The sequence below is a fragment of the Scrofimicrobium sp. R131 genome, assembly GCF_040256745.1.
Lineage (GTDB): Bacteria > Actinomycetota > Actinomycetes > Actinomycetales > Actinomycetaceae > Scrofimicrobium > Scrofimicrobium appendicitidis.
Genome location: NZ_CP138335.1, coordinates 1,115,784 through 1,129,784 on the forward strand (window position 1 = coordinate 1,115,784; position 14,001 = coordinate 1,129,784).

The 14,001-nt window shown below is 64.3% G+C and carries 16 protein-coding genes and 1 tRNA gene; 13 read left to right on the forward strand and 4 right to left on the reverse strand.

Annotated elements, in window-relative coordinates:
• Positions 1-3: 3 nt before the first annotated feature.
• Positions 4-780: a triose-phosphate isomerase gene (gene tpiA, locus SAC06_RS05160; RefSeq protein ID WP_350257234.1), complete on the forward strand. Its 777-nt coding sequence runs from the start codon at positions 4-6 to the stop codon at positions 778-780.
• Between the two features lie 74 nt (positions 781-854).
• Positions 855-1,100 (forward strand): preprotein translocase subunit SecG, encoded by a 246-nt coding sequence (gene secG, locus SAC06_RS05165; RefSeq protein WP_350257235.1) that lies wholly within the window; start codon positions 855-857, stop codon positions 1,098-1,100.
• Positions 1,101-1,203: 103 nt separating this feature from the next.
• Here the strand turns inward: secG and tkt are convergent, their stop codons facing one another.
• Positions 1,204-3,276 (reverse strand): transketolase, encoded by a 2,073-nt coding sequence (gene tkt / locus SAC06_RS05170; RefSeq protein WP_350257236.1) that lies wholly within the window; start codon positions 3,274-3,276, stop codon positions 1,204-1,206.
• 156 nt (positions 3,277-3,432) lie between these two features.
• On the opposite strand from tkt, the gene SAC06_RS05175 reads away from it, so the two are divergent.
• The 7 genes from SAC06_RS05175 to cmk are packed head-to-tail and all read left to right on the forward strand — an operon-like array spanning position 3,433 to position 9,092.
• A complete protein-coding gene (locus SAC06_RS05175) occupies positions 3,433-4,362 on the forward strand; it encodes a site-specific tyrosine recombinase XerD (protein ID WP_350257237.1) in 930 nt (309 codons plus the stop codon).
• Between the two features lie 36 nt (positions 4,363-4,398).
• Entirely contained in the window at positions 4,399-5,274 is an 876-nt protein-coding gene (locus SAC06_RS05180) for a ParA family protein (RefSeq protein ID WP_350257238.1), read from the forward strand.
• Positions 5,258-6,010 carry a ScpA family protein gene (locus SAC06_RS05185; RefSeq protein ID WP_350257239.1) on the forward strand — a complete coding sequence of 251 codons (753 nt, stop codon included), beginning with the start codon at positions 5,258-5,260 and terminating at the stop codon, positions 6,008-6,010. Before SAC06_RS05180 ends, SAC06_RS05185 begins: the two co-directional genes overlap by 17 nt.
• On the forward strand, positions 6,007-6,579 hold the full coding sequence (gene scpB, locus SAC06_RS05190) for an SMC-Scp complex subunit ScpB (protein WP_350257240.1): 573 nt from the start codon (positions 6,007-6,009) through the stop codon (positions 6,577-6,579). The genes SAC06_RS05185 and scpB overlap by 4 nt, the downstream gene beginning before the upstream one ends.
• Entirely contained in the window at positions 6,572-7,321 is a 750-nt protein-coding gene (locus SAC06_RS05195) for a pseudouridine synthase (protein ID WP_350257241.1), read from the forward strand. Before scpB ends, SAC06_RS05195 begins: the two co-directional genes overlap by 8 nt.
• On the forward strand, positions 7,318-8,439 hold the full coding sequence (locus tag SAC06_RS05200; protein WP_350257242.1) for a prephenate dehydrogenase: 1,122 nt from the start codon (positions 7,318-7,320) through the stop codon (positions 8,437-8,439). Before SAC06_RS05195 ends, SAC06_RS05200 begins: the two co-directional genes overlap by 4 nt.
• A complete protein-coding gene (gene cmk, locus SAC06_RS05205) occupies positions 8,436-9,092 on the forward strand; it encodes a (d)CMP kinase (RefSeq protein ID WP_350257243.1) in 657 nt (218 codons plus the stop codon). Before SAC06_RS05200 ends, cmk begins: the two co-directional genes overlap by 4 nt.
• On the opposite strand, the gene SAC06_RS05210 is transcribed toward cmk, so the two are convergent.
• On the reverse strand, positions 9,089-9,715 hold the full coding sequence (locus SAC06_RS05210) for a cyclase family protein (RefSeq protein ID WP_350257244.1): 627 nt from the start codon (positions 9,713-9,715) through the stop codon (positions 9,089-9,091). The genes cmk and SAC06_RS05210 overlap by 4 nt on opposite strands.
• A gap of 217 nt (positions 9,716-9,932) precedes the next feature.
• Here SAC06_RS05210 and SAC06_RS05215 point away from each other — a divergent pair.
• Positions 9,933-10,009: transfer RNA gene (locus SAC06_RS05215), tRNA-Pro, on the forward strand.
• A gap of 232 nt (positions 10,010-10,241) precedes the next feature.
• Here SAC06_RS05215 and SAC06_RS05220 read toward each other — a convergent pair.
• Both SAC06_RS05220 and SAC06_RS05225 read right to left on the reverse strand, forming a co-directional pair.
• On the reverse strand, positions 10,242-10,430 hold the full coding sequence (locus SAC06_RS05220; RefSeq protein WP_350257245.1) for a helix-turn-helix domain-containing protein: 189 nt from the start codon (positions 10,428-10,430) through the stop codon (positions 10,242-10,244).
• Between the two features lie 322 nt (positions 10,431-10,752).
• On the reverse strand, positions 10,753-11,370 hold the full coding sequence (locus SAC06_RS05225; protein ID WP_350257246.1) for a TetR family transcriptional regulator: 618 nt from the start codon (positions 11,368-11,370) through the stop codon (positions 10,753-10,755).
• Between the two features lie 116 nt (positions 11,371-11,486).
• Here SAC06_RS05225 and SAC06_RS05230 point away from each other — a divergent pair, with 116 nt between their 5' ends.
• Genes SAC06_RS05230 through SAC06_RS05240 form a run of 3 tightly spaced genes read left to right on the forward strand, consistent with a single transcriptional unit; the run spans position 11,487 to position 13,969 of the window.
• Positions 11,487-12,380: an ABC transporter ATP-binding protein gene (locus SAC06_RS05230; RefSeq protein ID WP_350257247.1), complete on the forward strand. Its 894-nt coding sequence runs from the start codon at positions 11,487-11,489 to the stop codon at positions 12,378-12,380.
• Complete coding sequence (locus tag SAC06_RS05235; protein ID WP_350257248.1) at positions 12,377-13,066, forward strand: ABC transporter permease; 690 nt, start codon at positions 12,377-12,379, stop codon at positions 13,064-13,066. Before SAC06_RS05230 ends, SAC06_RS05235 begins: the two co-directional genes overlap by 4 nt.
• A 39-nt stretch (positions 13,067-13,105) precedes the next feature.
• Entirely contained in the window at positions 13,106-13,969 is an 864-nt protein-coding gene (locus tag SAC06_RS05240; RefSeq protein WP_350257249.1) for a hypothetical protein, read from the forward strand.
• Positions 13,970-14,001: the final 32 nt, after the last annotated feature.

Here is a 14,001-nt window from a genome sequence, read left to right on the forward strand (position 1 = left end):
ACAATGGCACGTACCCCCCTGATGGCCGGCAACTGGAAGATGAACCTGGATCACCTCCAGGCTGTCCAGCTGGTCAACGAGTTGGCAATGGCCTTGGAGGACCGCAACTTCGACTACTCGTCCGAAGTCGTGGTCATTCCGCCGTTCACCGACATCCGGTCGGTTCAAACCACTATTGACGGTGACAACCTGAAGCTGGCCTACGGCGCCCAGGACGTGTCGCTGCACGACTCCGGCGCCTACACCGGCGAGGTTTCCGCCACCATGCTGGAGAAGCTCGGCTGCAAGTACGTGGTCGTGGGCCACTCCGAGCGGCGCGAGTACCACGGTGAGACCGACGAGATTGTCGGCCAGAAAGCACAGGTGGTGGCCGCACACAACATGACCCCGATCGTCTGCTGCGGCGAGGTGCTGGAGATTCGCCAGCAGGGCACCCACGTGGAGCACGTCCTCTCGCAGGTTCGCGGAGCCCTGGCCGGCTTCACGGGCGAGCAGGTGGCTAAGCTGGTCATCGCCTACGAACCGGTGTGGGCCATTGGCACCGGTGAGGTCGCGACCCCGGCGGACGCCGAAGAGGTCTGCGGGGCAATTCGCCAGCTCCTGGTCGACCTGTACGGCGCCGAAGTAGCTGAGTCCACCCGGATTCTCTACGGCGGATCGGTCAACTCCGGCAACGTCAAAGAGCTGATGGCTCAGCCCAACGTCGACGGTGGACTGGTCGGGGGCGCTTCCCTGAAGGCCCAGGAGTTTGCCAAGATTGCGGACTTCAAGCACCTGTAAATTCGTAAAGAGCAGGTTGGCAAGCTAAAGTGGTAAGGCTTGCAAGTTTCTGACCCAGATTGGACGGATTAGTAGTGATCGTTGTACGAATCATTCTGGTGGTGCTGATTGTCATCACCGGCCTCCTGCTGATTGGCGCTGTGCTGATGCACAAGGGAAAAGGCGGCGGCCTTTCGGACATGTTCGGTGGCGGCATTACCTCCTCCGCGGGGTCGTCCGGGGTGGCGGAAAAGAACCTGAACCGGATTACGACCGGCCTGCTGGTTGTTTGGTCGGTTTCCATCGTCGCCTACGGAGTTTTGATCCGATTCTGGTCATGAGTTAAAACAGCTGGCCCCCGCCGGTGACCTGCTTCCCAGCAGTTGGTTCCTGATTTCTCAGGCCAACTCTGGGGCAGGCTCCCGGCGGGGGCCGCTTTTTGCCTTAGGCGAGGACTTCCCGGGCCGCGGCCACGACGGCCTCGGTGGTGATCCCGAACTTCTGGAACAGTTCATTGGCCGAGCCGACCGCACCAAAGGTCTCAATCGACACGCTCTTGCCGGTGGACCCGACGTAGGGGGTCCACGGGAGCGCCAGACCGGCTTCGACGGAAACGCGGGCGGTGACGGCGGGCGGAAGCACCTCGTCGCGGTAGGCCTGCGGCTGCTGCTGGAACCATTCCATGCAGGGCATGGAGACCACGCGGGCAGCGATTCCGTCCTTTGCCAGCACCTCCCGGGCAGCCAGCGCCAGCTGCACTTCGGAGCCGGAGCCCATCAGGATCACGTCCGGGGTGCCATCCGTATCCGCCAGGATGTAGCCACCGCGGGCCACGCCCTCGGCTGAGCTCAGCTCTTCGCCTTCGCCGCGCGCCGGGTTGGGGAGCGCCTGACGGGTCAAAATCATCCCGACCGGGTGCTGCTGCTCCAGGGTGGCTTTCCACGCCTGGGCAGTTTCGGCCGCGTCGGCAGGGCGGACAATGGCCAGGTTCGGAATGGCCCGGTAGGCGGTCAGGTGCTCGACCGGCTGGTGGGTCGGGCCGTCTTCGCCCACCCCAACCGAGTCGTGGGTCCAGACGTAAACGACGGGCAGATCCATCAGGGCAGCCAGACGCACAGCCCCGCGCATGTAGTCAGCGAAGACGAAGAACGTGGCGCCGTAGACGCGGGTGAGGCGGTCCGCAGCAATGCCGTTCATGATCCCGGCCATGCCGTGTTCGCGGACGCCGAAGTGCAGGTTCCGGCCAAAAGCGTTCCCGGTGAAGGCCTTCGACGACCGCTCGGCGGGGAAGAAGGACGGGTAGCCGCTCATGATGGTGTTGTTCGAGCCGGCCAGGTCGGCAGAGCCGCCCCACAGTTCCGGCATGACGGAGGCAATCGCGTTCAGCACTTTGCCGGAGGCGGCCCGGGTGGCCACGGCTTGGCCCGCGGGAAACTCGGGGAGCGCCTCGGCCAGTCCGGCGGGCATTTCACCGGAGCGGACCCGGTGCAGCAGTTCGCGCTGCTCGGGGTTGGCTTCGGCCCAGGCGGCAAACTTGGGCCGCCAGTCGGCCAGCGCGGCCTCGGCCCGATCGAGCGCGTTTTGCCGGGTGTAGGCAACTACCTCCGGGTCTACGTCGAACATGGTCTTGGGGTTGACGCCCAGTGCCTCTTTCAGGCCTTCCAGTGCCTGCTCACCCAGCTTGGCACCGTGAATGGCACCGGTGTTCTGCATCTTCGGGGTCGGGGCTCCAATGATGGTGCGCAGGGCGATGATTGAGGGGCGGCCGGTTTCGGCCTCAGCGGCCAGCAGCGCCTGGTGCAGCGCTTCGACGTCGTCAGTGTACTGACCGTCCTGCCCGATCCAGTCGACGCGCTGGGTGTGCCAGCCGTACGCCTCGTACCGGGCGACCGGGTCTTCGGTGAAGGAGATTGACGTGTCGTCCTCAATCGAAATGTGGTTATCGTCGTAGATCAGAATCAGGTTGCCCAGCTCCTGGGTCCCGGCCAGCGAGGAAGCCTCCGAAGAGATGCCCTCCTGCAGGCAGCCGTCGCCCGCAATCACGTAGACGTTGTGATCGAATGGTGACTCTCCCAGCGGGGTGTTCGGGTCGTACAGGCCGTGCTCACGGCGCGCAGCCATAGCCATCCCGACGGCGGCCGCCAGGCCCGAGCCAAGCGGTCCGGTGGTGATCTCAATTGCGTCGGTGTGACCGTACTCGGGGTGACCGGGGGTCTTCGAGTCCATGGTCCGGAACCGCTTGATGTCACCCAGCTCCAGCCCGGCTCCGGCCAGGTACAGCTGAATGTACTGCAGCAGCGAAGCGTGTCCGGCGGAGAGGACAAACCGGTCCCGGCCCAGCCAATGCGGGTCCCGCGGGTCAAAACGCAGGTGACGCTGGTACAGCAGGTAGGCGGCAGCAGCCAGGGAAATTGGCGTGCCCGGGTGTCCCGAACCGGCTTGTTCAACGGCGTCTGCGGCCAAAACTTTGGCGGTCACAACCGCCTTGTCGTCGCGCTCATCCCACTGTAGGGCCATTAATATCCTCCATCGGAATTATCTGTTGGTTGTACTGCCAGTTAGTCTACTCGTCTTAGCTGCAGCTCCGGGAGAAGAACGGTTGAACTGGACGGTCACACCTCGGCTTTTTGGCTAGACTCTGCGGTATCGAATGCGAGGCAAAAGGGGGCAACCATGGCCGACGAATTGGGTGACCCTTTGGCTTGGTTTCTAGACGAAATGCGGGTGGTTCGGGGGGCCTCCCCGCACACCGTCTCCAATTACGGTCGCGACTTGGGGAAATATCGGACGTTCATGGAGACCCGCCACCTGCGACGGTGGGAAGACGTTCGTCCCAGCACGGTGGAGGAGTTTGTGGCTCAACTGGCACACGGGGATGAGGAACACCCGCCCCTGGCAGCCTCTTCGGTGGCTCGAACCCTGTCGGCGGTCCGATCGTTTCACCGGTGGCTGATGACGCAGAACCTGGCCCAGTCGAACCCGGCCGCACAGGTCAAACCCCCCAAAACGGGGGAGTCCCTGCCCAAGGCACTGTCGGTCGCGCAGGTGGCACGCCTGATTGAGGGATCGCAGGCAGGCCCGGAACTGGTCGCGTTGCGGAATCACGCCCTGGTGGAGCTGCTCTACGGCACGGGGGCCCGCGTGTCCGAGGCGACCAACCTGGCGCTGGATGATTTGGACCTGGAGGGGGAGTACCCCTCGGTTCGCCTGTTCGGCAAGGGGTCGAAGGAGAGAATGGTGCCCCTCGGTGCCTACGCACACGCGGCCCTGGGCGCCTACCTGAGCCGATCCCGCCCGGCGCTGGCTCAACGTGGGCGCGGCACCGCGCACCTGTTCCTGAACTTGCGCGGCCGCCCGCTGTCGCGCCAGTCAGCCTGGGAGATCATTCAGCAGGCAGCCAGCGCCGCCGGACTGGAGGAGGAGATCTCCCCGCACACGTTGCGGCACAGTTTTGCCACCCACCTGCTTGAGGGTGGGGCCTCCATCCGCGAGGTGCAAGAGCTGCTGGGTCACGCCTCGGTGACCACCACGCAGATCTACACCCGCCTCACACCGCAGGGCCTGCTCGAGGTGTTCCAGGCGGCTCATCCGCGGGCCCGTTGAAGTGCCCGGCCCGGCTGCGCGCGCGGGGGTCAGGGAATGATCTACAGTAGACGTGTGGATGAAGACCTGCAGCCCAGCCTTGTCTCCCTTGAGGAGGATGACCAGTTTCCCCTGCCCGAGGCCTTAGCGGCCCACGGCCCCGCCCGCGTGATCGCCATGTGCAACCAGAAGGGTGGGGTGGGTAAGACCACCACTGCCATCAATCTGGGGGCGGCCCTGGCCCTCTACGGGCGTCGGGTGCTGATTGTGGACTTTGACCCCCAGGGGGCTGCCTCCGTCGGGTTGGGAATCAACGCGCTGGAGTTGGACACCACCATCTACACCCTGCTGACCAACCCGAAGGCCGATGTGCACCAGGCGGTGAGGCCCACTCGGGTGGCGAACCTGGATGTCTTGCCGGCCAACATCGACCTGTCGGCTGCCGAAGTGCAGCTGGTGAACGAGGTGGCGCGCGAGTCGGCCCTGGCTCGGGTGCTGCGCCCGCTGATGGACGAGTATGACGTGATCATCATCGACTGCCAGCCCTCCCTCGGACTGCTGACCGTGAACGCGCTGACGGCCGCCCACGGCGTGATCGTCCCGGTCGAAACCGAGTTCTTTGCCCTCCGCGGGGTAGCGCTGCTGGTGGAGACCATTGAAACCGTCCGGGACCGGATCAACCCGCGGTTGAAGATCGACGGAATTGTGCCCACGATGGTCGACACCCGGACCCTGCATTCGCGCGAGGTGCTGGAGCGACTGGAGGAAACCTTTGGCGACTTGGTTTACGACACCAGGATTCACCGGACGGTGAAGTTCCCCGACGCTTCGGTCGCCACCGAACCGATCACCACTCACGCTCCCTCACACTCCGGGGCGAAGGCCTACAAGCGCTTGGCCCGAGAGGTCATTTTCCGTGGCGAGGCCCCCTAGTACTCCGGCCGAGCTGGACGCCTTCCAGGTCGAGCTGGAAGTCTTTCAAGGCCCATTCGATCTGCTGCTGCAGTTGATAGCCCGGCGCCAGCTAGACATTACCGAGATTGCGTTGGCCCAGGTGACCGACGAGTTCATCGCTCACATGCGCCGGGTGCCGGACCTGTCTACCACCACCGAGTTTTTGGTGGTGGCCGCCACCCTGCTGGAGATGAAGGCGGCCCAACTGCTGCCGCAGACCGAGCGCGACCCGGGAGTGGATGAGGACCTGTCGGCTCGGGACCTGCTGTTCTCCCGGTTGCTCCAGTACCGCGCCTTCAAGGGGGTGGCCGAAACTATTCGGGAGCGGTTGAGCCAGCAGCGGCTAGCCGTCCCCCGATCCGTTCCCCTGGAGCCGCAGTTTGCCCAACTGTTGCCGGAGTTGGTCTGGCAGACCACGCCGGAACAACTGGCGGCCCTGGCGCTGGGAGTTTTGGCGGAGAAGCCTCGCCCGGATCAGGCGCAACACGTGAACCGTCCGGGCGCCTCGCTGGAAGAAGAACTGGCCATTGTGGAGAAACGCCTGCGGCGCGGGCGGGAGGCCACCTTCGCGGACCTGGTCCAGGACGCCGCCAACGTGGCGGTGGTGGTAACCCGGTTCTTGGCGGTGTTGGAGCTGTACCGGCGCGGCGACGTTCAGTTCACCCAACCCCAGGAGCTGGGTCCGTTGACGATTAGGTGGGAGGCCCCCTCGTGAACTCTATTCTTTCGGCGTTGGAGGCGATCCTGATGGTGGTGGAGGAGCCGGTCACCACCGAACGCCTGGCCGAGGCGGTGGGCATCACCCCGGCTGAAACCGAGTTGGCCCTTGAGGAGTTGCAGCGCGACTTCGATGGGCAGGCGCCCGGGTCGCGGATGCGCGGCTTCGAGCTGCAGCGGGTGGCCGGTGGGTGGAGAATCTACTCTCGCCCGCGTTGGGCCAGTGTTGTTGGTCGCTTTGTGGTCGGCTCGGATGCCGCCCAGTTGAGTCAGGCGGCCCTCGAAACGCTGGCGATTGTGGCTTACCGCCAGCCGATCACGCGGCTGCAGGTTTCCCAGGTTCGAGGGGTAAACGTGGACTCGGTGATGCGTACGCTGCAAGCCCGAAACCTGATCGAGGAGGAGGGCACCAGCGAGACCGGAGCCTACCGGTACCGGACCACGCCCTATTTCCTTGAATGCATGGGATTTGAGACACTAGACGAGCTGGTTCCGCTTGCGCCCTTCCTTCCGGATGCGGCGGCGGTGGCAGCATTGACCATTGAGGTGGAGGAAAAGAATGAGTAAGGACCCGCATCAGAGCGATGGGATTCGCCTGCAAAAGGTGCTCTCCCAAGCGGGGGTCGCCTCCCGGCGGGCCGCCGAAGAGATGATTCTTCAGGGCCGCATCACGGTGGACGGGCAGGTCGTGCGAAAGCTCGGGACCCGCGTCGATCCGCAGAAGCAAACGATTCACGCCGACGGGGAACTGGTGATTACCGACCCGGCGAAGCACATCGTCCTGGCGCTAAACAAGCCGGTCGGGATGGTTTCAACCATGTCGGACCCGGAGGGTCGCCCGTGCCTGAGCGACGTCCTGGCGGACTACCCGGAGCGGCTGTACCACGTGGGCCGGCTCGACATCGACACCTCCGGCCTGCTGCTCCTGACCAACGACGGGGAGCTGGCCAACCGTCTGTCCCACCCGTCCTACGAGGTAGAGAAAACTTACGTGGCGCGCCTTCACGGCGAAGTGCGGCCGGGCGTGCGGAAACAACTGCTGCGAGGGATTGAGCTGGAAGACGGCCCGATCAAAGTCGACAGCTTCAAGATCAAGGAGCAGTACGGCGACATCACCACGGTGGAAATCACCGTCCACGAGGGCCGCAACCGCCTGGTGCGCCGCCTGATGGAAGAGGTCGGCCACCCCGTGCGCGAGCTGGTTCGCGTCCGCTTCGGTCCGATCCGGCTGGAACGCCTCCAGCCCGGAACTGTCCGCCGAATCAAAGGGAACGACCTGACGGCGCTGTACAAAGCGGTGGATCTGTGAGTTCGCTGCTGGCCACGACCGGGCCGGTCCTCGTGTGGGGGACCGGCCTGATCGGTACCTCGATCGCGCTGGCTTTGCGTGGCGGCGGGGTGACGGTGTACCTGCGGGACATTTCCCCCACCTCCCTGGCATTGGCGGCGGATATGGGGGCGGGGGTCCCAGTGGACGAGGTGGAGGAGCCCACCCCGGCCCTGGTGGTCGTGGCTGCGCCGCCCGACGTGGCCGCCGGCTGCGTGATCGAAGCCCTGCGCGAGTACCCGCGGGCAGTGGTGACCGACGTCGCCTCGGTGAAGAAGAACGTGGAGGATGCGGTCGAGGCGGCCGCGCTGGACTCCGACCTGTCCCGCTACGTGGGCTCGCACCCGATGGCTGGGCGCGAGCGGTCCGGGGCTGGCTACGCCGTGCAGGACCTGTTCTACGGCCAACCCTGGGTGATTGTCCCCACCGCTCGGAGCGCCCCCGAGTCGGTCCTGGCCGTCCGGAACCTAGCGGTCGACCTGGGGGCCGTGCCCCTCGAGATGACCCCGGCCGCACATGACGAAGCGGTAGCTTACGTGTCGCACGTGCCGCAGCTGATCTCCTCGCTGCTGGCCGGCCGACTGCTGGCTGCGCCCGGAGAGGCCCTCGCGTTGGCTGGGCAGGGGTTGCGTGACACCACCCGGATTGCCTCCTCTGACCCGCGCCTATGGACCGCCATTATTGCCGGGAACGCGGGGCCGATCGCGCGGATCCTGGACGACCTGGGGGATGACCTGCAACTGTTGGTCGAGCGCCTCCGCCGGTTTGACGAGGGGAACCCCGGGGCGGTCGGCATCATTAGCGAGGTGATGACGGCCGGAAACCGGGGCCAGTCCCGGATCCCCGGTAAACACGGCGGCGCCCAACGACGGTGGGCCGAGATTGAAGTGATGGTTCCCGATCAACCGGGCGCGCTGGCTCAACTCTTTGGAGACTTCGGCACCGCCGAAATCAACATCGAGGACCTAACCCTGGAGCACGCTTCGGGCCGGCGCTTCGGGATTGCCACCATCATGGTGGACCCGGCGAACCTGTTGCAGGCGGTGGACGAGTTGGAAGCACGTGGTTGGAGAATCCTCAGTAGCGGGGGTGTGGAGTGAGCGCGGTGCTGGTGGCAATTGACGGGCCGTCCGGGTCGGGCAAGTCGACGGTCGCCCGCCGGGTAGCTGAGCAGTTGGGAATCGGCTACCTGGACACCGGGGCCATGTACCGGGCGCTCGCCTGGTTGGCCCTCAGCGAGGGTGTGGACCTGCACGACGAGGTAGCTGTGCGGGCCCTGGCCGACCGGCTGGATCTGGAGCTCAGCCCCGGACGGGTCCGCGTTGGTGAGGTCGATGTGACCGCTGCAATTCGGACGCCGGAGGTGACCGCGGCGGTCCCCCCGGTGGCGCGAAACCTGGCCGTACGGGCCTGGATGGCCCAGGAGCAGCGTCGGCAGATGCTGGCGGCGCGGGAAGCCGGTACCGGGATGGTAGCTGAAGGCCGCGACATTACCACCGTGGTCTGTCCGGAAGCGGACGTCCGCGTACTGCTGACCGCCAGTGAAGAGGCACGACTGCGCCGGCGAACCCTGGAACTGCACGGGGAGCTGACCGAGGAGACGCTGGAGGCGACCCGGGCCCAGATTGTAGACCGCGACCGGTCGGACGCGACCGTGTCCGAGTTCTTCGACCCGGCCCCCGGCGTGGTGCTCATCGACTCGTCCAACGCTTCCATCGATGAGGTGGTTGAGCAGATTCTGTCCTTGGTCTAGCGAGCAAGTGCCCGGATCGGGGCGCCGTCCCCGCCGACCAGGTTCAGCGGCAGCATCACCACCTGCACCTGTGGTGGGAGTGAGACGAGCCCGACCAGGTTCTCCACTATCAGGCCGTCCTGGCCCAACCAGAACGAGTGGACCGGCAGCTTGGGTGGGTGCGATGGATTGTCGCTGCGATCGGGACTGACAGTGTCCAATCCGAGGACCCGGGCCCCGCGGGACCAGAGCGCCTGCGCCAGCTCTAGGGAAACGTACGGGTGGGTGAGCGCTGCCGGACTGTCGAAGTGAGTGTCCCAGCCGGTGGCCAGCAGGACGATCCGGGGCAGGTTGGCCGGAAGCTCTTTTATCACCACCGGCTCGGTTGGACGCGGGTTGGTGGCGCGGAGGACCAGGGCAGGTCCAATCAGCTGGCCGGGGTCAATCTGGTCCACCGTCCGGCCCGAAGGAATCACGTGGGCCGGCGCATCGACGTGGGTGCCGGTGTGCGATCCGAGCTCAAGGTGGCTGACCCGAACACCGTCGGTGGCCAGAGTCGCAGCTGGGGACACCCGGACGCTCGGGTCGCCCGGGTAGGTGGGCATGCCGGTCGCGATGGGGTGGGAAAGGTCTCGATCTGGCACCGGGTTCACCTCCAGGGCTTAGCTGACAGGTCACGTTCAGATCCTCCTAGTCTAGTCCGGCGACGTGAGCGCCGCGGAAACACACCGGTCTCGGTGGTTAGGGCGCCACCGGATCTGGTCGGTAGGGGAGGCTGAGGATGCGCTAGGCCACACCGTTCGATTTGTCGGCAGCCCGGTGGACCAGGTAATCTTTTGTCCGTTGCCCTGAGCAACGGTTCGGGCTGTGGCGCAGCTTGGTAGCGCACTTGACTGGGGGTCAAGGGGTCGCAGGTTCAAATCCTGTCAGCCCGACCATTGTGATCTCTCGAGACATCGTTCCGGTGTCTCGGGAGATTTTTCTTGTTTATGTGGCGGGTCATGGTTCCGGTTTTTGGGTGGTGTCTCTCGGGTCATGGTTCCGGTGATGTGTCGCGTCATGCTTCCGGTTTTTTTGGTTGGTAGTTTTTGTCGGAGTTGATGGTGTGTTCGGCGATGATTGTCCCGGTTTGCTTGTTGATGACGATGGTGTGGTTGTCGTGGATGAGGATCAGGACGGGTTGGTGTGTGTGCGCCGAGAGCGGGGTTGCAGGCCGGCTAGTCCTTCGCTGTGGTAGCGGATGAGGAGGGTTCGTATCCACCGGGTAGGTACGTTGAACCGTTGGGCTGCTTCAACGTGGGACAGGCCTTCTTCGATGATGGAACGGACAATGACTTCGTTCTTGTTTGACTCTTTCATGATGCAGGTCTATCCAGCAGGAACGATGACGTGAGAGATCACCGGAAGCATGTCGTGAAACATCCAACCCAGAATCACCCCCCACAAAGCGGAACTATGTCCCGACAGACACCGGAACTATCTCCTGAAACCACACACTGTCAGCCCGACGAAAATAGCCTCGATGAGAATTGATTCTCGTCGGGGCTGTTTTGCTTCTCTGCCTCTGAGGGTCGTTCTTTGCTCGTCAGGAGCTCCCCAGGCGTTATCCAGTGGGGTGCCAGCCGAGCATCTTGATAGGGCTTGTTTGGGCGCAACCGGAACGACCGTCCTGATCTCACCCCTAGGCAGATTCGCCAGTCAGGTATCGCTGAATGGTGGGGGCCAACTGCCCGACCAGTTCGTCATGTGGCAGGTCTACCAGTACCGGCAAGCGCAGGACGTTTCGCGCTACCGCGACTCCAAACAGGTGCGCCGAAGCCAACGCAAATCTCGGAGCAGTGGTTTGACTGAGCGCGGGCAGCGCTGCGGTTTCACGCATCCGTCCCCCCAGGGTCTCAATCAGTAGCTCAGTGGCGCGCTCCGAGGTCATCGCTGAGCGAAGCAGCGCCAATAGGATGGGCTTGGTTTCCTCCTCCTCCCACAGGCAGAGGTAGGCGTCGGTGACACGGGTGCCCAGACCCTCTACCGGCCCGGCTAAAGCTGCTGCCATCCGGGTTGGGATCTCTGTTCGATCCGCCACAGTGCTAATGAAGAGCCGCTCTTTGTCACCGAAAAAATGCCGGATCAGGCCCGCATCCACCCCCGCCTGGTGAGCGATGGCCCGCAGGGACGCCCCCTCGAAACCGTGCTCAGCGAAGAGGTCGCGGGCCGCATCGAGGATCGCGTCCCGGGTGCCGCTGTCGCCAAGACGACGGCCGGTGGGGCGCTTTCGGGTGGGGGATGACTCAGTTGCTCGCATGGGAACAGCGTACTCCACAAGTGCAGAATTCCCCATCTGTGGAGTTTTGGGTTTATCCTGGTCTTGCTCATTCGGCAAATAACGGAAACGAGGATCTGGCCACGGGAACTGAAGCTGTGATCGAGGTGCATGGTCTGTGGAAATCCTTCGGGAAGTTTCCGGCTCTGAACGGCCTGGACCTCACGGTCGAGCGCGGCCAGGTGTACGGCTTCTTGGGTCCAAACGGGGCCGGCAAATCTACGACGATCCGGGTCCTGCTCGGCCTGCTCAAAGCGGACAAGGGCACGGCCACAGTCCTTGGACAGGACCCTTGGCGAGAGGTGGTGGAGCTGCACCGCCGGATTGCCTACGTGCCCGGGGATGTCTCCCTCTGGCCGGGGATGACCGGGGGCGAGGCGATTGACCTGCTCGGATCGCTCCGAGGGGGCCTGGATGAGCAGCGCCGGGCGGAGCTGATCGAGCGTTTTGAGTTGGACCCGACCAAGCGGGGACGCCAGTACTCCAAAGGGAATCGGCAAAAGGTGGCCATCATTGCCGCGTTGTCTTCGAACGCGGAGTTGCTGATTTTGGACGAGCCGACCTCGGGCTTGGACCCGCTGATGGAGAAGGTGTTCCAGGAGGTCATCCACGAGGCGCAGCAGCGGGGGAGCAGCGTCCTACTCTCCAGCCACATTCTGGCCGAGGTGGAAACACCGGCCGATCGCCTCTCGATCATCCGGGACGGCAAGATTGTCGAGACCGGGACCCTGACGGAACTTCGAGGGCAGGCCCGTACCTCCATCCACGCCACCCTCGAGCGTGTGCCATCGCTCGCCGAGCTTGCCTCCCTGCACGACGTGCACCTCGATGGGGACCGGTTGAGTGCCCAGGCTGACGCTGACCGGGTGGGCGAGGCGGTCACGCTGCTGGCTCAGTACGGACTGGCTTGGCTTACCGTTGAGCCCCCGTCGTTGGAATCGCTGTTCTTGCGCCTGTATGAGAACGAGGGCGACGAGGCAGGGCAGCGATGAGCGCGCTGACCGGGACCGCGCCGCTGCTGCGCGTTTCGCTGAAACATGAGGGGCGAAACTTCGCCCCCTGGGTCCTAATCGTCACCGTCCTCTCGGCTTCCTCTGCCCTGGTTTACCCCTGGGTGTTTCCCGACGCGGCGGATCGGGCCGGCCTGGCGGTTGCAGTTGGTGCCAACCCTGCCTTAGGGCTGATCTTTGGTCCAGCCTTCGATCTGCAGACTACGGATGGGTTCAACGCGTGGCGCTCGCTCGGCATCGGCGGGTTGCTGGTCGCCCTTGGCGCCATCTTCACGGTGGTGAAGGCAACCCGGGGACAGGAGGACTCCGGGCAGGCCGAGCTGTTGGCATCCGGGGTGTTGGGCCGATCCAGTCGTCTGCTCACGGGAGTGTCTCTGGCGCTGATCGGCTCCACGGTGGCGGGGATCGTTTCGGGGCTGGTTACGGTCCTGTGTGGTGGAGGGTGGACCGCTTCGCTGTTGCTTTGTGCGACCTTCGCGGCCACCGGGTGGATGTTCGCCGGGGTGGCGGCGGTTGCCGCTCAACTGGGGAGCGACGCCCGCACGGCCAACTCGATGGCCGTTGGGTTCCTCGGCGTCCTCTTTGTCCTCCGGGGGTTTGCCTATTCCATGGATGCGGACCCCTGGGCCATCTGGGCCAACCCGCTCGGCTGGATGACTGAGACTTGACCGGCGACCGCCAATGACTGGGTACCACTGCTCTACGCGGTGGCGTTTACCGCCGTGGCCCTGGTAATCGCATTTGCACTGCAGGCTCGACGTGACTTCGGTCAGGGAGCGATTGTGCCCAGCCCGGGACCTGCACGAGGGAAAGTGCGCTCGACCGGCCGGCTGGCCTGGCGGCTCAATCTGGGCCTGCTGCTCACCTGGGCTATCGCGTTTGCCGTCCTCGGGGTGGTGTTCGGATACTTTGCCTCTTCGATCAAAGACATTCTCAGCGAGGACAGTGCGGTGGCGCAGATCCTGGCAGCGGGGAGCACCACTCAGGATGAGCTGATTTCCGCGTTCCTGGTGACCATCCTCAGTATGGTGGGAATCTTGGCGGCCATCCCTGGCATTCAGACCGTGCTGAAAGTTCGCAGCGAAGAGATTGAAGACCGGGTCGAGCCGCTATTGGCGGGTGCCATCACCCGGCCTCGCTACTATGCGAGCAATGTCGTCCTGGCTCTGATAGCGTCCGCCGTTTACGTTCTCTTGGCTGGAACCATTATTGCGGTCCTGGCTTCCCAAGCTGACGTTGGGCTTAACCTGGGTGATTCGATCCTCCAATCGGTAGCTACGATTCCGGCGGTGTGGACCGTAGTGGCACTGTCAACGGCAGTCGTGGGAGCCCGGCCGGTGTTTCTGCTGGCCGCGTGGGTGGGAGTGGTGGCCTCATTTGCGTTGACACTGCTTGGCCCCATGTTCAACCTTTGGGACTGGATTTTGGGGATTAGCCCGTTCTGGCACATTCCCAACGTGACTTTGGGTGGCGCTGACTGGTCCGGTCTTGGCTGGATCAGCCTGTTCACGCTGTTCTTCCTGCTAGTCGGGTTTGTCGGGTTCCGTCGGCGCGACCTAGCTTCAACCTAGGTCGCACCGACTTCACCGAAGTTGGCGTGAAC

Bases quoted from the DNA above. Each gene is read 5' to 3' on its own strand.
- tpiA (WP_350257234.1), top strand. From the start codon at position 4: ATGGCACGTACCCCCCTGATGGCCGGCAACTGGAAGATGAACCTGGAT.
- tkt (WP_350257236.1), bottom strand. From the start codon at position 3,276: ATGGCCCTACAGTGGGATGAGCGCGACGACAAGGCGGTTGTGACCGCC.
- SAC06_RS05175 (WP_350257237.1), top strand. From the start codon at position 3,433: ATGGCCGACGAATTGGGTGACCCTTTGGCTTGGTTTCTAGACGAAATG.
- SAC06_RS05180 (WP_350257238.1), top strand. From the start codon at position 4,399: ATGATCTACAGTAGACGTGTGGATGAAGACCTGCAGCCCAGCCTTGTC.
- SAC06_RS05195 (WP_350257241.1), top strand. From the start codon at position 6,572: ATGAGTAAGGACCCGCATCAGAGCGATGGGATTCGCCTGCAAAAGGTG.
- SAC06_RS05220 (WP_350257245.1), bottom strand. From the start codon at position 10,430: ATGAAAGAGTCAAACAAGAACGAAGTCATTGTCCGTTCCATCATCGAA.
- SAC06_RS05225 (WP_350257246.1), bottom strand. From the start codon at position 11,370: ATGCGAGCAACTGAGTCATCCCCCACCCGAAAGCGCCCCACCGGCCGT.
- SAC06_RS05235 (WP_350257248.1), top strand. From the start codon at position 12,377: ATGAGCGCGCTGACCGGGACCGCGCCGCTGCTGCGCGTTTCGCTGAAA.